The organism is Stutzerimonas stutzeri (assembly GCF_000590475.1).
Classification (GTDB): Bacteria; Pseudomonadota; Gammaproteobacteria; order Pseudomonadales; family Pseudomonadaceae; genus Stutzerimonas; species Stutzerimonas stutzeri_D.
Genome location: NZ_CP007441.1, coordinates 3,173,327 through 3,188,519, shown reverse-complemented (window position 1 = coordinate 3,188,519; position 15,193 = coordinate 3,173,327). Strand labels below are relative to the sequence as shown.

General features: G+C 60.5%; 15 protein-coding genes. 3 read left to right on the top strand and 12 right to left on the bottom strand.

Going from position 1 to position 15,193, the window contains the following annotated elements; genetic code table 11:
* Window positions 1-2: 2 nt before the first annotated feature.
* The 7 genes from CH92_RS14490 to CH92_RS14460 form a co-directional block, all read right to left on the bottom strand.
* Entirely contained in the window at window positions 3-350 is a 348-nt protein-coding gene (locus CH92_RS14490; RefSeq protein WP_025242489.1) for a cupin domain-containing protein, read from the bottom strand.
* Window positions 351-637: 287 nt separating this feature from the next.
* Window positions 638-1,453 carry a helix-turn-helix domain-containing protein gene (locus CH92_RS14485; protein ID WP_025242488.1) on the bottom strand — a complete coding sequence of 272 codons (816 nt, stop codon included), beginning with the start codon at window positions 1,451-1,453 and terminating at the stop codon, window positions 638-640.
* A 227-nt stretch (window positions 1,454-1,680) separates the two neighbouring features.
* Window positions 1,681-2,916: an ethanolamine utilization protein EutH gene (gene eutH / locus CH92_RS14480; RefSeq protein WP_025242487.1), complete on the bottom strand. Its 1,236-nt coding sequence runs from the start codon at window positions 2,914-2,916 to the stop codon at window positions 1,681-1,683.
* Between the two features lie 107 nt (window positions 2,917-3,023).
* Window positions 3,024-3,788 carry an SDR family NAD(P)-dependent oxidoreductase gene (locus tag CH92_RS14475; protein WP_025242486.1) on the bottom strand — a complete coding sequence of 255 codons (765 nt, stop codon included), beginning with the start codon at window positions 3,786-3,788 and terminating at the stop codon, window positions 3,024-3,026.
* Window positions 3,789-4,022: 234 nt separating this feature from the next.
* Window positions 4,023-5,945, bottom strand: a complete 1,923-nt coding sequence (locus tag CH92_RS14470; RefSeq protein ID WP_025242485.1) for a methyl-accepting chemotaxis protein — start codon at window positions 5,943-5,945, stop codon at window positions 4,023-4,025.
* Between the two features lie 112 nt (window positions 5,946-6,057).
* Window positions 6,058-7,359 carry an SLC13 family permease gene (locus tag CH92_RS14465; protein ID WP_025242484.1) on the bottom strand — a complete coding sequence of 434 codons (1,302 nt, stop codon included), beginning with the start codon at window positions 7,357-7,359 and terminating at the stop codon, window positions 6,058-6,060.
* Window positions 7,360-7,389: 30 nt separating this feature from the next.
* A complete protein-coding gene (locus tag CH92_RS14460; RefSeq protein ID WP_025242483.1) occupies window positions 7,390-8,226 on the bottom strand; it encodes an amidohydrolase family protein in 837 nt (278 codons plus the stop codon).
* Between the two features lie 209 nt (window positions 8,227-8,435).
* Here CH92_RS14460 and CH92_RS14455 point away from each other — a divergent pair, with 209 nt between their 5' ends.
* Window positions 8,436-9,173, top strand: coding sequence for a GntR family transcriptional regulator (locus CH92_RS14455; protein ID WP_025242482.1), 738 nt, complete (start codon window positions 8,436-8,438; stop codon window positions 9,171-9,173).
* Window positions 9,174-9,292: 119 nt separating this feature from the next.
* On the opposite strand, the gene CH92_RS14450 is transcribed toward CH92_RS14455, so the two are convergent.
* The 3 genes from CH92_RS14450 to CH92_RS14440 all read right to left on the bottom strand — a co-directional run bounded on the left by CH92_RS14450 (window position 9,293) and on the right by CH92_RS14440 (window position 12,176).
* The gene (locus CH92_RS14450) at window positions 9,293-10,477 is read right to left on the bottom strand and encodes a GGDEF domain-containing protein (protein ID WP_025242481.1); all 1,185 of its coding nucleotides are present in this window, start codon (window positions 10,475-10,477) and stop codon (window positions 9,293-9,295) included.
* Between the two features lie 76 nt (window positions 10,478-10,553).
* Window positions 10,554-11,021, bottom strand: coding sequence for an RNA methyltransferase (locus tag CH92_RS14445; protein ID WP_025242480.1), 468 nt, complete (start codon window positions 11,019-11,021; stop codon window positions 10,554-10,556).
* 93 nt (window positions 11,022-11,114) lie between these two features.
* On the bottom strand, window positions 11,115-12,176 hold the full coding sequence (locus CH92_RS14440) for an SDR family oxidoreductase (protein ID WP_025242479.1): 1,062 nt from the start codon (window positions 12,174-12,176) through the stop codon (window positions 11,115-11,117).
* Window positions 12,177-12,262: 86 nt separating this feature from the next.
* Here CH92_RS14440 and CH92_RS14435 point away from each other — a divergent pair, with 86 nt between their 5' ends.
* Window positions 12,263-12,649 (top strand): winged helix-turn-helix transcriptional regulator, encoded by a 387-nt coding sequence (locus CH92_RS14435; RefSeq protein WP_025242478.1) that lies wholly within the window; start codon window positions 12,263-12,265, stop codon window positions 12,647-12,649.
* 49 nt (window positions 12,650-12,698) lie between these two features.
* Here the strand turns inward: CH92_RS14435 and CH92_RS14430 are convergent, their stop codons facing one another.
* The gene (locus CH92_RS14430; protein ID WP_025242477.1) at window positions 12,699-13,085 is read right to left on the bottom strand and encodes an ester cyclase; all 387 of its coding nucleotides are present in this window, start codon (window positions 13,083-13,085) and stop codon (window positions 12,699-12,701) included.
* 112 nt (window positions 13,086-13,197) lie between these two features.
* Window positions 13,198-14,301, bottom strand: a complete 1,104-nt coding sequence (locus CH92_RS14425) for a DUF2855 family protein (protein ID WP_025242476.1) — start codon at window positions 14,299-14,301, stop codon at window positions 13,198-13,200.
* Between the two features lie 74 nt (window positions 14,302-14,375).
* Between CH92_RS14425 and CH92_RS14420 the strand changes: the two genes are divergently transcribed.
* On the top strand, window positions 14,376-15,032 hold the full coding sequence (locus CH92_RS14420; RefSeq protein ID WP_051517612.1) for a TetR/AcrR family transcriptional regulator: 657 nt from the start codon (window positions 14,376-14,378) through the stop codon (window positions 15,030-15,032).
* The last annotated feature ends 161 nt before the right edge of the window (window positions 15,033-15,193 follow it).

Sequence of the window (15,193 nt, the reverse complement as noted above, 5' to 3'; positions counted from 1 at the left end):
GGTCAGGCGAACACGAAATACTTGCGGACTGTCTCGACGACTTCCCAGGTGCCGGTCATGCCTGGCTCTACCACGAAGATGTCGCCGGCTTTGAGGTGGATGGGCTCCATGCCATCTGGCGTGATGATGCAGTAGCCTTCCTGGAAATGGCAGTACTCCCATTTGACGTACTCCACTCGCCATTTGCCGGGCGTGCAGATCCAGGTACCTATGATCTTGCTGCCGTCATCGGAGGTATAGGCATTGAGGTTGACGGTATGCGGTTCGCCTTCGATTCGCTCCCATTTGCAGGCATCGACGACGGGCATAGGCTGGGTATCGCGCAGTACGGTGATCGGTGGGTTGGCCATAGGGGCTCCTGGTGAGGCAAAAAAGGTTGTCCACCATAGAGCGGCGTTACGTTGTTCAGATGTCTGAGTTCGACACCTGGATACTCATCTGCGCTGTGCGGGGCTGGTTTGTGCAGCCGCCAGCCGCCAGCCGCCAGCGGCTCGGTCGAAGGTCGCTAGGTAGAAAACGGCGGGCGTTCATCCGTGCTTGCGTCAGGGCCACCGCCCGTCCTGCATGGAGGGTCGATATAACGTGTGTCGCGCTGTGGGAACTCGGTTAGGCGATTGGGTAGACCGGCGCGCTGAGTTCAGTCGCTAGCGCCCGGGCTATCACCGGTCAGATAGCTGATAAACAGCCGAAAGAGCTCGGCATGCGTTGAAATGTTCAACCGTTGGTAGATGTTGTGCTTGTGCACCTTGACCGTCCCTTCGGATATGTTCAGCTTGTCGGCGATTGAGGCGTTGCTGTGTCCCTGCAAGATGAGCTTGGCAATATGACTTTGGGCTTCGGTAAGCTGGCCTTGTAGCATCTGGATGAATGCATCTTCGCCCGGGGACGACGGCGCGGCGCTGGCTTGGGGCTCACCCTGGCCTGGGCGGTATTGCAATTCGAAGAGCGCATTGAGTATCGGGGCCAAGTGCGCGATCGCGTCCATTTCATCGTCCTGAAATCCTCCATTCTCCAGGCCCTTCATCAACGAATAGACCGCGGCCACCTGGGGCCGTATGGGAATGATGAAACCGATCTCCTCGATGGACGTGCCATGGTGGGACGACACGCAAGGGTGGATATCTTTGGAGATCGAATAGCCCGAGGAGAAAAAGCTGTCCGGAGCCAGATCACTCATCCGCCACAGCCCGGCCGGGTGGTCATTCATGCAGGCGACATAGAAAGGATCCAGCAGATAGCCGCCGCGAAGATAGGCGTTCAGGGTGCTCTCCGGTACTGAGTGCCTGTAGCCGTTGTGAATGAGTACCGCTGGCGTAGTGGCGCGAAAAAGGTAAGCGCAGCTCATGTCGTAATCGATGAGCGGCGCTAATGCCGAGTCGATCGCCGCACCCAAGCCGTCCGTGTTCACGGCGTTTATCAGCGTCGATACGGTAATCGCGTCTTCAGCCTTCATAGTCCGCTCTGCTCATAGTGCAGCCTGGACACCGAATGGCTGACTGCTGGCCTGGTATTTCTTGCATGGTCCGCTTGGAAGATAACCCATGAGGGACGTTCGCTCTAGCACCGCCGCTGGTGAGAGGCGAAGGTGCAGGACGATAGACAGACCGCTCATGCTCGCCGGGCGTCGAAGACCGCGACAAACCAGGCCCTGCCCGCGGGGCAGGGCGTCCGTCCCGCCAGTCAGGACAGCTTGGGCGTCGCCTCGAAGAGGACCTTTTGGCTTTCATCCCTGCGTCCCATTTCCAGCGCCTTGGGCACTGCTAGCCAGTAGGCCAGGAACATGCCGAGCAGGCCGCCGACCAGTTTGCCAACGATCAGGCAGGGGATGAGCGTCGGCTGAAAGTTCGCCGAATAGGCCAGATGGTCACCGAAGGTAAAGGCCGCGCAAACCGAGAAGGCAATGACTAATACCTTATCTTTGGGTGGCATGGCCGAGACCAGGCGGAACATGGCCAATATATTGGCTGAAGCCGCCAGGACGCCGGCCGCACCGACTGCCGAAAGCCCGAGGGCAGACGCCACTTTCTCGATGGGCTTGGACAAATAACGCTTTATCAGCCAGACCATCGGAAACGCGCCGCAGAGCATGATCCCCACATAGCCGGCGATCTCCAGCGCGCGGAACTGATCTTCCTCGTCGGCGATGATCGGGGCGAAGCCCCAGCTGCCGAAGACGGTACTGAACACCGAAGTGAAGTATTCGACGATGGAGGCCACCAGAATCAGCGTTACGGCGGCATACATGAGTTGGCCCATTTTCAGGAACAACGCGACCATCAATTCCGGTAGATAGCGCAGCGCCGCGGCTAGCAGTGCGCAGAACAGGATCAGTGGCATCAGGTTCTGAAGTAACAAGGGGAGGGTGAAATGAAGCGCCTGCGTGGCCTCCCCACTGGTGGCGATGTCAGGTCTGACGCCCAAGCCAAGGAACTCCATCATCATGGCAATGATGATGATGCTCACCGGTATGCTCAGCAGACCCGCCATGATGCCGAGGGCCATGTACTTATGGTCGGACTTGTCCAGCATCGCCAGCCCGACCGGGATCACGAAAATCAACGTCGAGCCGGATTGAAAGCCGGTGATCAGACCAAGGATCCATCCTTCTGGGCTTTGTGAAAGCGCCTGTGCCAGTTGGTAGCCGCCCAGGTCTGATGCAATGAAGATAGGCCCGGCAATGCCGGCGTCCGCCCCCATCGCCAGAAATAGCGGGCTGATGAACTGGCTGATGAAGCTTGATATGAACGGGATGGCGGCCATGATGCCTGCCACAGGTATGAAAATGGGCCCAATGCTGTGAATGCCGGCATTGAATTCCTGACCTAGCTCGGACTCCGGGCGGATGACGACAGCCACCGCGCCAATGACCGCGCACGCCATGATGATGTAAATGACGAACGTACCTATATGTTCCATAGCTGCCTCAATCTAATGTTGAAGGTTGTTGTTTTGGCAGTAGCAAAAGCTAAAAACAGCAGGCTTCTAAGGGTCGTATTCTTATGGAGTGACCCTGTTTGAGTGAGCTATAGCGCGGTGTAGCCGTTGTCCACGAACAGGTGGGTGCCGTTTATGAAACTGGATTCGTCACTGGCAAGGAACAGCGCAGCCGAGGCCACTTCCTTCGGCTCACACAGGCGCCCCTGCATGGCATGAATATCCTGATCGGAAACCGACACACCGAAACCGCGAAGCAACTCCAGCTCGCGTTGCCCGTGGGCGGTAGCGATAAACCCTGGGCAGATCGCGTTGCTGCGTATGTTCTGGTCGCGGTATTCGACCGCAATGGCACGGGCGAACATGTGACAGGCGCCTTTTGTGGTGCAATACAGCACTTCCATGGGCGTACCGGCCACTGCGGAAATCGACGACGTGCAGATAATGCTGCCACCACCGGCCTCGAGCATCTGCGGCAGAACGGCCTTGGTGACCAGGAACATGCCTTTCACGTTGATGCTCATCAGCCGGTCCCAGTCCGCTTCACTGGTTTCGAGAAAAGGCCCGGCGGAGATGGTCCCAGCATGGTTCATCAGCACCGTGATCGGGCCGAATCGCTCCTGAGCCTGCCGCACTGCCCGATGGACCTGGTCGGCGACGGAAACGTCCGCGGGCACGAAGCAGGCCTCGCCGCCGGCCTCATTGATGCGTTCAGCCGCCGCCTCGCCATTGCTGCCTGGAAGATCCAGGATGGCCACTTTGGCGCCTTGCTCGGCGAACAGTTCTGCAGTGGCCAGCCCGCAACCGCCGGCCCCTCCGGTAATCAGTGCAACCTTGCCGTTCAGTCGACCCATTAGCGTCTCTCCTACGTGTAAACCCGAAAGCAGGTGTCGACGTCACGCTAGGGAGAGTGGTTGCAGGTGTCTATATATCTGCCGGTATAGACGGAGTAAGGCTCTGTTTTTACATAATATTTCAAGAAAAAAAGTCGTGACCGCGGTTTGGCCGAGCGCCGTCCCACGGCTAGCCTGGCGTCTTCGGTTGGGGCCGCTCAGCATGAGGTCGCATGCTGAGCGACACGCGCCGCCCTATACGCGGAAGCGGCTGACCATCGCCTGCAATTCGCTGCCAAGGCGAGCCAGTTCGACACTCGATGCGGCGGTCTCGTCACTGGCCGTTGCAGTCTGCTCGGAGATGTCGCGCACATTGATCACGCTGCGGCTGATCTCTTCGGCGACCGCGCCTTGCTCTTCGGCCGCGGCGGCGATCTGCTGGTTCATCGCCTGAATGTTCGCGACCTTCGAGGTGATGTCAGTGAGCGCCAGTCCGGCTTTGCGCGTCAATTCGACGCTGCTTTCGGTCAGGTTGTGGCTGTTCTGCATGGCGACGGCCACCTGTTGCGTGCCCTGTTGCAAGCCGGCAACCAGCTGCTCAATTTCTTCGGTCGATTTCTGTGTGCGCTGAGCCAGACCGCGAACCTCGTCGGCGACCACGGCGAAGCCACGTCCCGCTTCACCGGCACGTGCAGCCTCGATCGCCGCATTGAGGGCCAGCAGGTTGGTTTGCTCGGCCACCGCCTTGATCACGTCCATCACACTGCCGATTCGGTTGCTTTCGGACTCAAGCTTGGCCATGGCTTCGGTGGAACGCAGCATTTCCTGGGACAGCCGTTCGATCTGGGTAATCGCCTCGGACACCACCGCATCGCCCGCACGCGCTTCGCGATCCGCGTCACTGGCGGCTTGCGAAGCATCTTCGGCATTGCGCGCGACTTCATGCACCGTGGCAGACATCTCATGCATCGCCGTTGCGACCTGATCGGTCTCGATCTTCTGACCGTTCATGCCGACGCTGGTCTGCTCGGTGATAGCCGACAATTGCTCAGCGGCACTGGCCATTTGCGTCACGCTGTCACGGATACCGCTGATGAGCTCACGCAAGGTCGCCGCCATGCCCATCACGCCCTGCTGTAGCGCCCCCATTTCATCCTTGCGCTCGATGTGGCGTTGGTCGGTCAAATTACCCGCAGCAATATTGCGGACGACCGCAAGCGTGTCTGCCAGAGGCTGGGTAATCTGCCGTGTGATCAGCCAGGCGGCAAGCATGCCGATGAGTAAGGCCAGCACGGCAACCGTCATCTGGGTGAGCCGGGCCTGTGCGGTCTCATTCGCACGTCTGGCATCCTGGGCTTGGGTCAGGGCCTGGCTGAGACGGCTGATTTCGGCGGTCTGGCTCGCCATGTCCTGACGTGCCGCTGCAATCGCTTCGGTTTGAGCGACCACCGCTTTCAGCGCGACCAGATACCCGTCCAGCGCCTGCTCGGTGATAGCCACCTGAGCGGAAAAGCTCTCCCCGAGCACGGCTTTCAGGCGCGCGGCGGATTGCCGAGCCTGGGAAATTTGCTGCTCGACCTTTGCCGCGACTTCGAGGGTGGGCGTCGTGTTGTAGCCACGCATCTGGTAGCGCACCAACTGCCAATTCATGCGCAGCTCAGAGATCGCCTTGAGCCCCGCGTAGCGGTTTTCAGCGTCGGCCGGCATCCGCTCCACCGCCTTGCCCATGGCATCGATGGGCTCGCTGGCGAGCGCTGCATGCTTGCCCATGTCCGCTCGGGCTGCAGTGCCGGCAGCATAGGCATCGCGCATCTTCATCAGCGAAGCGCGGTAGCCCTGGATCTGCTCACCTTGCTTGCGTAGGCGCGCCATGTTTTCGGGGTCGGAGAAATTTGGCGAGACCTCCTCGAGCCGCGCTGCAAACCGATTCAGCGCCTCATTCACGGCCTCGGCCGATTTTTCATCACCGTTGTCGAGCATGTATTGCAGGCGCGCAACTCTCAGCTCGCCCAGCGCTTCGTTCAGCGAAGCGATCTGTGCCATCAGCTCGCCGCGGTGGGTCACTTTGCCGAGGCTGAGCCAGCCATAAACGGCCAATGTGGCGGTGAGCAACAGTACCGAGCCGAAGCCGATCGCCAGCTTCCTGGTCATGCTGAGATCGGCAAACCAGTTCTTCATTAAGTGTTTTCTCCTGTCCATAAATGGGTTCTGGTGCCGATAGGTCTTGGCATTGCCTTGCGCGCAGAGGGCAGGTGCTGCCCGGTGCCGAGCACCGGGCTATCGCGAGGGGTCAGTAGACGAAGGTCAGCAGCGCGTTGAAGATCAGGGCCGCGACGAAGCCCAGGGGCGCGGCGCGGAACAGCAACTGCGGGAATAGCGATGTGCGGCTCTGCTCCGTCGGACAGGAGCCAAGGATCAAGCTGCCACCGGAGGAGAACGGCGAGATTGAGGTGGCCTGTGCACCGACAACGATGGCGATAAACAGGACTATCGGATCGATCCCGAGTGCCGTGGCGATCGGCGGCACCATCGGGAACAGCGCTGGCGTGACCACGCCCAGGGTGCTGGAGAACAGCGACATGAACGCCGCGACCACGCCGAAGACGATCGGCACCATGATCGGCGGAATGCTGTTACCCATCCACGACGCCAGTACAGCAATAGTACCGGCCTTGATGGCGACCGAAATGAGCATGCCCACGCCACAGATCATGATCAGCGTGGCCCAGGGCACCGAGGCCATGGCCTTGCGCTCGTCGCCCAGTTTCAGCAGCAGCGCGATGACCGAGAACAGGCTGGCAATCAGGCCGATGTCCATCTTTGAATTAATGAAGCTGATGGTCGTGTTATCGGGCAGGGCGATGTGTGCGATCGGTGCCGCCAGGACGATTGCCATCATCGTCAGCGTCAGCCACAGCGTGATCTTCTGCTCCCGGTTTAGCGGCGTTGGCTCGGTCGCCACATAGGCCGATGCCTTCATCGCCTTGCCATGCCCGGTCAGGAACACCAGCACGGAGATGACCAGCAGTGGGATCACCAGGGTGCTGACGAAAATCCCCGCCGCATTGATGAACGCCTCGTTTTCCGGGATGCCGGCGTTGACCATCAAGCCGCGGAAGATGATGCCGCTCTGGCTGGAAACGAAGTTGGCACCGCTCAAGGCGCCATAGTTCACTGCCATCCCGCCGGCGATCAGGCTCATGCCGGTGCGCTCGCACAGCAGCAGGGTGATCGGCGCCATGAAGGCCAGGACCGTGTAGTAACCGGCGCCCATCGCCGAAATGACCGTCGCGGTGAAGAAGACCGCGAACGGCAACAGCTGCGGCACCGATCGGCAGTGATAGATCAGATGCTCAGCCAGCTTTTCCAGGGTGCCATTGACCGTGGCGAAGCTGTAGAACAGGCAGACCGAGAAGATGATGAAGAAAATCTTCAACGGCCACATGCTGATGACCTCGGACGGGCTGAGGCCCATACCGAAACAACCAATCAGGTAGGCGAAGGCGATGGCGAACAGACCGATGTTGATCTTGGTCTTGTAGCCAAGGGCGACGGCGACGACGATGGCCCCGACGACGAGCATGCTCATCATGTGAAATGTCCTGTTGTTGTTATGGATCGTTTAGCGGGAAACGTCGAAGCCGAACAGCTTCGCCGGGTTATCCATCAGCACCTGGGCGCGCTCACCGGCGTCCGGCAACAGTGCCTCGATGAAGGCGACCTGCCGGTCGTAGTCGGTCTGATCTTCGAACTGGGTGTTGGGCCAGTCGCTGCCCCAGAGGAATCGCTCGATGCCGCCGCTGGCCTCACGCACCTGCGCCAGTACCCGAGATGCCTGGGCCAGGCCCGACCGGCTGCGGTAGGGCGCCGAAAGTTTGAGCCATACGCGCTCGTCTCCGAGCAGTTCAAGAAAAGCCTTGTGGTTGGGCTTGCTGTCATCAATGCCACCGGTCGGCAGGCCGAAATGGTCAATGACCACCTGGACGCTGCCGCATCCCAGGATCGACGGCACGATCAGCGCCACATCGTCGATACCGCGCTGGATCTCCACTTGCCAGCTCCGCGCCGCCAACCGCTCGAACAGCGCCGCCCAGGCAGGGCCGGCGTAATCGCTCAGGTTCTTGCCAATGAGGTTCAGGCGAATACCCACCACCCCGGCCGCGGCCAGTTCGTCCAGCTGCGTCTCGCTGATATCCACGTCGACCACCGCCACGGCACGCAGGCGCTGTGGATAGCGGCGGAGCGCATCGAGCATGAACCGGTTGTCGGTCCCCAGAAAGCTCGGCTGGATCAGCACGCCATGCGACAGTCCGTTGCGATCGAGATGCTCGAGATATTGCTCCACCCGTGCATCGTAATGCGGGCTGTAGCGACGCTCCGGCGCCATCGGCAGGTCTTGGAGAAAGGTGTGAGCGTGAGTGTCCACGCCGGTTAGGGCGGGCGGTTGAAGGCCGGTCATAAGCAGATAAACCTGGTCGATTGTTGTTGTGACAAGCGCCTTTCGTCTTTTGACGTCAGGTCGCGAAACGCAAGCCGGAGCTCGCTGTCTTATTTGTACTGATATCTAGTCATATATATGAATAGATGACCATATATGCAGCGGTAGATATCTGTCAATCCACGGGTCAATGGTAGAGTGATTGCGCTGCGGAACAGGACCGGTAAAAAATGAATGCTTCGACACTCGGATACGACGAGCGCTTGCCGCTCTATCAGCGCCTGCGCGAAGAAATGCTGGCCAAAATTGCGGCTGGTGAGTGGACGCCCGGTGCGCCCATTCCGACCGAAGCCGAACTGACCAAGCTCTACGGCGTGGCCATTGGCACGGTGCGCAAAGCCGTGGATACGCTGGTCAATGAAGGCCTGCTATTGCGCAGCCAGGGGCGTGGCACCTTCGTCCGCAGACCCAACTTCGAGTCCTCACTGGCGCGCTTTTTCCGACAAGTGAATGCGAGCGGCGGGCGCGAGATACCTACCAGCCGGATTTTGTCCAAGACGCTGCAACAGCCGTCGCAGAGAGTAGCGACGGCGCTAGAGCTGGGTAAGGGCGAGCAGGTCGTGCATATGGAACGTTTGCGTATGGTCGAAGGCCGCACGCTCTTCCACGAGGAGATCTGGCTGCCCGCCACGCGCTTCGGTGCGCTGCTGGAAATCGATTCCGAAAATTTCGGCGAACTGCTTTATCCGTTCTATGAAGAGCAGTGCGGTCAATGCATCGCCTCGGCCAAAGAAACCCTCACCGTCGGCTCCGCCGACAGCGCCGTGGCGAAAACCCTGTCGATCGAGAAGGGCGCTCCGGTGGTCATCATCGAGCGCACGGCCCTGGGCTATGACCGGTCTGCGCTGGAATACCGTATGTCCCGCGCGGCGGCTGAAGGGTTTCGGTATCAGATTGATATTTCCTGATCGGCGGTACTTGAGCCGGTCCACGTGACCCACAGAGTGGCACACAGCTCCGCCTTGTACGCGTTGCGTTCAAGGTGTTTCGCTAAGGCGAGCATGCGCCGTCGTGTGCCGTCAGACGGTTATTGCAGATCAGTGCCGGGCGCGGCTTGGTTTGTCAGGGTGCGATCAACCAGGCGGATACTGTTTCGCCCGCCACGCTTGGACTCGTAGAGCGCAACATCACCTTGCTCGATCAGCGCCGCCAGGCTGGCTGGAGGCTGATCGAACACACTGACGCCGATGCTCAAGGTGACGGGCTCCGGTGTGGTGAAAGCTTGAGCCGCTGTGTCATGGAACTGTTTGCGCAGTACATCGCCCAGCTGCACGATTCGCGCATGGGACGCGTCGCTCAGCAAAATCACGAACTCATCGCCGCCCAGGCGAGCCGCCAGCGCGCCTGCGGGCAGGGTCAGACGTATCATTTCGCCCAGGGCGACGAGCAATCGGTCGCCCGCCGTATGCCCGTGCAGATCGTTGATCAGTTTGAAGTTATCGATATCGATCAGCAGCAGTGCCCCCGGACGGGTTGGGGACACCTCGCTTAGCAGGCGCGGAGCCCGAGCCTCCAGGGCGCGCCTGTTGTACATGGCGGTCAGTGGGTCCCGCGCGGCCAGCCGCGCTATTCGCTTCTCCCGGCGGTAGCGCACGGTACCGGTCATCGACAGCGCAATCAGCATGATCGCCATCACCCCTTCGACCAGCGAAATCTGGATGATCCTGCCCCGGAAAGCGGCAAGCTCGATCAGCGTGCCTGGCACGAGCGCCGGTATCATCTTGGCGAAGTAAAACAGGCTGTGCCCCAACAGCACATAACGTAGCTGCGCCGCGCCCGCGCCTAGCGATTTGGCGTGCGGGCGCAGCAGCACGCTGGCCTTGAGCGTTAGCAGCGCCACCAGAAAAGAATTGAGCAGCAGGATGACCTTCGACCACGGCTGTTCGCCAGGCAGAAGCAGCAGTGCGAACCAGGCGACGAACACCAGAATCCAGGCGCGTGCAAGACGCGCTTCCGTAAACCGGGCAACCCCTAGTAGGAAAAGCCAGTGCGCGGTCACCAGCAGGCCGTTGGCAAACCAGATGCCGATTAACAGCAAGCCGTTGACACGCAGTAAGGCCAGCGTCGAGCCCACGGTAATCAAGGCAAAGCCTGCGCTCCAGAACAGCAGGGAGGACTCGCGGACGGTATGCCACTCGATCGCCAGGTACAGCGCAGCCGCCAGCGCGAGTGCGACGGTGAGCGTCAACATGGTTAGGGGATCGAGTGCCATGTCTTATCGGCCTGTTTGCAAAATTGAGAGGTGTAGGGGTAGCGAAGGTCAACATCGCGATGACGCCAGCGATGTTTCAGAATTGAGGACCGGAGCGGGTGTTATTGCCCTTGGCCATGCGGTCGTAGAGCACCACGTTCACGGTGGCTGCCAGGTTCATGCAGCCATTGGTGGGAATGTAGACGACGTCCTCGCACCAGTCACGGATCTCCTTGCTTAGCGAGCCGTCTTCGGCGCCGAAGATATACAGGGCGCGGTCCGGGTGGGTGTACTGGGGCAGGGCGCGCGCACCCTCGACCAGCTCCACCGCCACCGGTATGCAGCCGAGCGGGAGGATCTTGCGCAGGTCGTCAATGTTGATCAGCGGAATGTCCTGGTGGACTTTCTTGGTGTCGGTGATGAAATCCTTGGCGCGGTCATACCGGGTGCCGGTGTAGAACACCGAGGCGGCGCCATAGCAGCCCGCGGCACGCATGATCGCGCCGACATTGGACGGCGATTTGGGATTGCTCAGGCCGATGCAGGCATATCGTTTGTTGCTCAAGGTGTGCGGCTCACAGAAAGGCGTACTTGCGCGGGAACGCGCAAGTATACGGCGCGAGCGCGGTGCGGTCGCTAAAGCCCCGTCTGGCGTCGTTCAGGGAATGAGCCGGTTGGCCCGCAGCTTGTCGAACACCGCGAAGAACGCCTCGTCACTCGCCTGGTAATCCAGGAAGCCGAGCTTTCGGCTCTTGCTCATGTCTGTCACCACCTCGATAGGCCGGCCCAGATCCGCATCGGTGTGCCACGGCGAGATAAGTTTGGCGATGTCCGGCTCAGCCAGGCTGAACTGCTTCGACATCTCGGTCCAGGTGGCCGCGTCGTCTGCCATCTGCTGCTCCAGCGGGGCGGGCTGGCCATCGAACGGCGCCGCCTCGATGCCGAACCACTCGGCAATGCGCGACCACATCCACTTCCAGCGGAACACATCACCATTGACGATATTGAAGGCCTGATTGGCCGCCGCTGGCGTGGTCGAGGCCCAGCGCAGGTGCCGCGCCAGCTGATCGGCATCGGTCATGTCGGTCAGGCTGTTCCACTGCACATCCGAGCCCGGAAAGCGGAAGGGTCGATTGGTATAGCGGCAGATCGAGGCGTACACGGCCAGCGTAGTCGCCATGTTCATCGCGTTGCCCACGGCGACGCCGGTGATGGTGTGAGGCCGGTGCACGCTCCAGCTGAAGCCGTCGCGGTCTGCCGCCGCGAACACCTCGTCTTCCTGCGCGTAGTAGAAGTTCTCCACGTCCAGCCGCCCCTGTTCCTCACGAAACGGCGTCTGCGGCAGCGAACCCTTGCCATAGGCTTCGAACGGACCGAGGTAATGCTTGAGGCCGGTGACCAGTGCCACGTGGCGAATCGAGCCGGACGGCCGGACCGCTTCGAGCACATTGCGCACCATCTGCGCATTGACGCGGATATTCTCCGCTTCGCTGTCCTGGCGAGCCCAGGTGGTCAGAAAGATGTGCGTGGGCGAAACGCTTTTCAACGCTTCGGCCAGGGCGGATGGGTCCAGCAGGTCCGCGCTGATCGGCGTGATACCCGCTTCGGCGTTCGGCCGACGGGCCAGCCCGGCGACCCCCCAGCCGTCTTTTGCCAGCAGGCGCGACACCGCGCTGCCAACGATGCCACTCGCGCCGACCACCAGTGCTTGATTTGTCATGTCCAGCCCCCACAAAACGAAACAGGCCTGCACCTTACCCACTCGAAAACGCCGATCCAAGTCGGCACCAAATGGTAACCATCCCCATGCAACCCGGCTCTGACGAAGAACAGTGGCGTGAAGATTGCGCGCCGAGACGCGTGCTCGAGCTTTTCTCGACCAAATGGACAAGCATGATTTTGCACACCCTGCATGCGCGCCACTGCGGCGTTGCCCGCAGCGGTGCGCTGCATCGCAGCCTACCGGGCATCTCCAAGAAGATGCTGATTCAGACGCTTCGCGAGCTAGAGGCGAGCGGGCTGATCGAGCGGCACACGATTGATTCGGTGCCGCCGGCGGTGAGCTATGCGCTGTCGCCGCTGGGCAAGCTCATGGTGCAACCGATCGAGATGATCTACGACTGGGCGAGGCAGAACTCCACTGCGCTGGACCAGCTACAGGCAAGAAGCACGTCGCGCCGGCGGCAGCGGTAGCCAATCTGAATCAACGTTTATGGCCCGCTAGCGGCTGGCCGTCGCGCAATCAGAGCTGATCGCCCACAGCGGCCTTGTCGATTACTGACCAGACGCTTCGGATCTTTCCCTCGCCGAATTCGTAGAACACGTTTTCGATGAAGGCTACTCGCTTTCCGTTCACCGCATAGCCGAACAACTCCCCGATGGGTGTGCAAGCGAACCGCAGCTGTGCCGCCACATGGGGCGGCTCGGCGATGAGCAGCCCGATATTGAATTGCAGATCGGGAATCGCTTGAACGTCACCTTCGAGCATCTGGCGATAGCCACCCAGCCCGACGAATTTGCCGTTGTAGAGCACCTCGTCATGGACGAAACGCTCCAGCTCCGGCCAGTTACGGCTGTTCAAACAGGCGATGTAGCCTCGGTAACAATCAGTGATTTCGTCGCCTGTCATCGTCGTCCCCCAGAGTGAGTCAGATAGTCAGGCTAGCGGCTTGCTCGTTACATGCCAGCCGTAGCGGCCTGCTGCGTTTGGCTGGCGTTACCTATGCAGCGGCGATGAGTGCTCAGTCGAGCATCACCGCGTGGCCCTCCAGCGGGTTTATCTCACCGTTGATCAAAGATTCGGCCAGCGACTGCGCCGCTTCGAGGCCGGCGTGCTCGTTCACCTGCATCCAAGGCTGCTGCGTATCGCTTACCCGAGCGATAAATGCCAGTTGCGCCTCGTTGAAGCGGCGTGTCACCTCGGCGGCGCCCCAGTCGGCGTTGCGTTTCTTGATCTGGTAGGGCGCGAAATAGGGTTGTGGCTGCGGGCCGGACAACGCTTGGTCGGGCTCGGCATAGTCCTGGTTCTGCGCCGATCCGGCATAGCAGTCATAAACCAGCGCGTCCTTGAAGTGCGCATGGACCTGACGTCGAAGGCTGGTGCTGCCGGAGAAGTCCACGTACAGGGTGGGTACGCTTGGGTCGAGCGAGCCGAGCTGGTCGTAGCCGAGCGCCTGGCGATAACAGCCCAGGCTTTGCACGAACTCGGTATTGCCGGGAGAGGTTAGGCCGATCAACTGCACGGTCGGATTGTCCTGCAGGCAGAAGGCCGTGCCGTATGCCGTCTTGCTTGAGGCGCTGGACATCAGGATCTGCCGGGCACCGAAGAAGGCGTTGTCGTCGAGGAAATCGGCCAGCATGAACGAGGTGATGAACAACGGGCGCAACAGCATCTGGTAGTTCTCCCTCCCGGCGCGGTAGGCGTCGTCGCTGCTGATGCGCTGGTATTGGTTGTAAGCCGATGTCAGCGCGAGCCGATGTTCCGCACCGTCGTAAAATCCACGTTCGGTAACTCGTACCGGTTGCATGACGATATGGCTGGCGATCGGCCAGAAGCCATAGAAGCGTTCATCTTTCGCCAGACCATCGACTGTGCTTTTCACGACTTCGGCGAAGCCCCACGCTGGCATGTGGAACCACTCGGCGTCGCCAGTCGGGTAGAAGTCCCAATAGCGCAGGTGAGGGGTGTCGCCGAATGCTGCGTAGGTGACATTGTTCGTGGTCAGCGCCAATCGGCTGATCCGCAGCAGGGCTTCGCCGGCCTTCAGCTCCGGGATCGGCCGGTTCTGAATGCGGGTCTGCTCCATGTTCTTCTTGTTGTTCTGCAACTGGCGAATGACGCTCATCGATGGCACCTTGGGGTTCGTAAATGGATGGCATTGACTGTAATCCTTTCGTTTCATCGCCGGGTTCGGATTCCATGAGCACACGATTGCCGAGCGCCAAGCCGCTCAAACGGCCTACCCAGCAGCGCGCCAAGGTCACGGTTCAGGCCATTTTCGACAGCTATGTTCGGATATGGCAGCGCGACGGCTGGTCTCGTTTGACGACCCGTGCGGTCGCCTTGGAAGCCGGCGTGGCCATCGGCACCCTGTACGACTATTTCCCCAGCAAGCACGCGTTGCACTCGGGCTACGTGCGCTATTGCGTTGAGCAAATGCTGGAAGCCATCGACGCGCAAGCGGTAAAGCCAACGGCGCTGGCCTGGCCTGAACGTATCCGGCGACTGGTACGCACGCTTGCCGGGGTCGAGCCGCAGCTGCCGTGGTTCCACCCGGATATGCTCGAACTGGAAACACTGGTGGCCGAGCTCAAACACCAGCGCCGGGCCTATGAGGATCTGTTGGGCGCCTGGCACCGAGTCATCGACGTGGCGACTGATCTGCCGGTGCGCCCGACTGCTGCGACCCTGGAAGCACTTCATCTTTCGGTATGGGGCGGGCGTCGCTACGCCATGCTGGTGCAGCTCGAAGCGGATCGCATGCAAGCCTGGGCCGCCACCATGGAACATTTGTGCCTCCACTCGCTCTCCGGCTCGAACGACGTGGCTTGTCCGCACTTGATCGAGGTTGGTTAGGGCAATGCCTGATGGACCTCATTGTTATCGGTGATGAACCTTCGGCGCGCTCGTATCCGATGAATGTGCAGAACATCGAAGGCGCGCCAGGCCGATGCGGGCACATCGCTTGGTGCTCAGGATGGGCCGCTCACAAATACGAGGTGCGCGTAAAGAAGTAA

Coding starts and splice junctions, on each gene's coding strand:
- CH92_RS14490 (WP_025242489.1), bottom strand. CDS start 350: ATGGCCAACCCACCGATCACCGTACTGCGCGATACCCAGCCTATGCCC.
- CH92_RS14435 (WP_025242478.1), top strand. CDS start 12,263: ATGCAACCCGGCTCTGACGAAGAACAGTGGCGTGAAGATTGCGCGCCG.
- CH92_RS14485 (WP_025242488.1), bottom strand. CDS start 1,453: ATGAAGGCTGAAGACGCGATTACCGTATCGACGCTGATAAACGCCGTG.
- CH92_RS14450 (WP_025242481.1), bottom strand. CDS start 10,477: ATGGCACTCGATCCCCTAACCATGTTGACGCTCACCGTCGCACTCGCG.
- CH92_RS14470 (WP_025242485.1), bottom strand. CDS start 5,945: ATGAAGAACTGGTTTGCCGATCTCAGCATGACCAGGAAGCTGGCGATC.
- CH92_RS14455 (WP_025242482.1), top strand. CDS start 8,436: ATGAATGCTTCGACACTCGGATACGACGAGCGCTTGCCGCTCTATCAG.
- CH92_RS14465 (WP_025242484.1), bottom strand. CDS start 7,359: ATGATGAGCATGCTCGTCGTCGGGGCCATCGTCGTCGCCGTCGCCCTT.
- CH92_RS14460 (WP_025242483.1), bottom strand. CDS start 8,226: ATGACCGGCCTTCAACCGCCCGCCCTAACCGGCGTGGACACTCACGCT.
- CH92_RS14425 (WP_025242476.1), bottom strand. CDS start 14,301: ATGAGCGTCATTCGCCAGTTGCAGAACAACAAGAAGAACATGGAGCAG.
- CH92_RS14420 (WP_051517612.1), top strand. CDS start 14,376: ATGAGCACACGATTGCCGAGCGCCAAGCCGCTCAAACGGCCTACCCAG.
- CH92_RS14475 (WP_025242486.1), bottom strand. CDS start 3,788: ATGGGTCGACTGAACGGCAAGGTTGCACTGATTACCGGAGGGGCCGGC.
- eutH (WP_025242487.1), bottom strand. CDS start 2,916: ATGGAACATATAGGTACGTTCGTCATTTACATCATCATGGCGTGCGCG.
- CH92_RS14440 (WP_025242479.1), bottom strand. CDS start 12,176: ATGACAAATCAAGCACTGGTGGTCGGCGCGAGTGGCATCGTTGGCAGC.
- CH92_RS14430 (WP_025242477.1), bottom strand. CDS start 13,085: ATGACAGGCGACGAAATCACTGATTGTTACCGAGGCTACATCGCCTGT.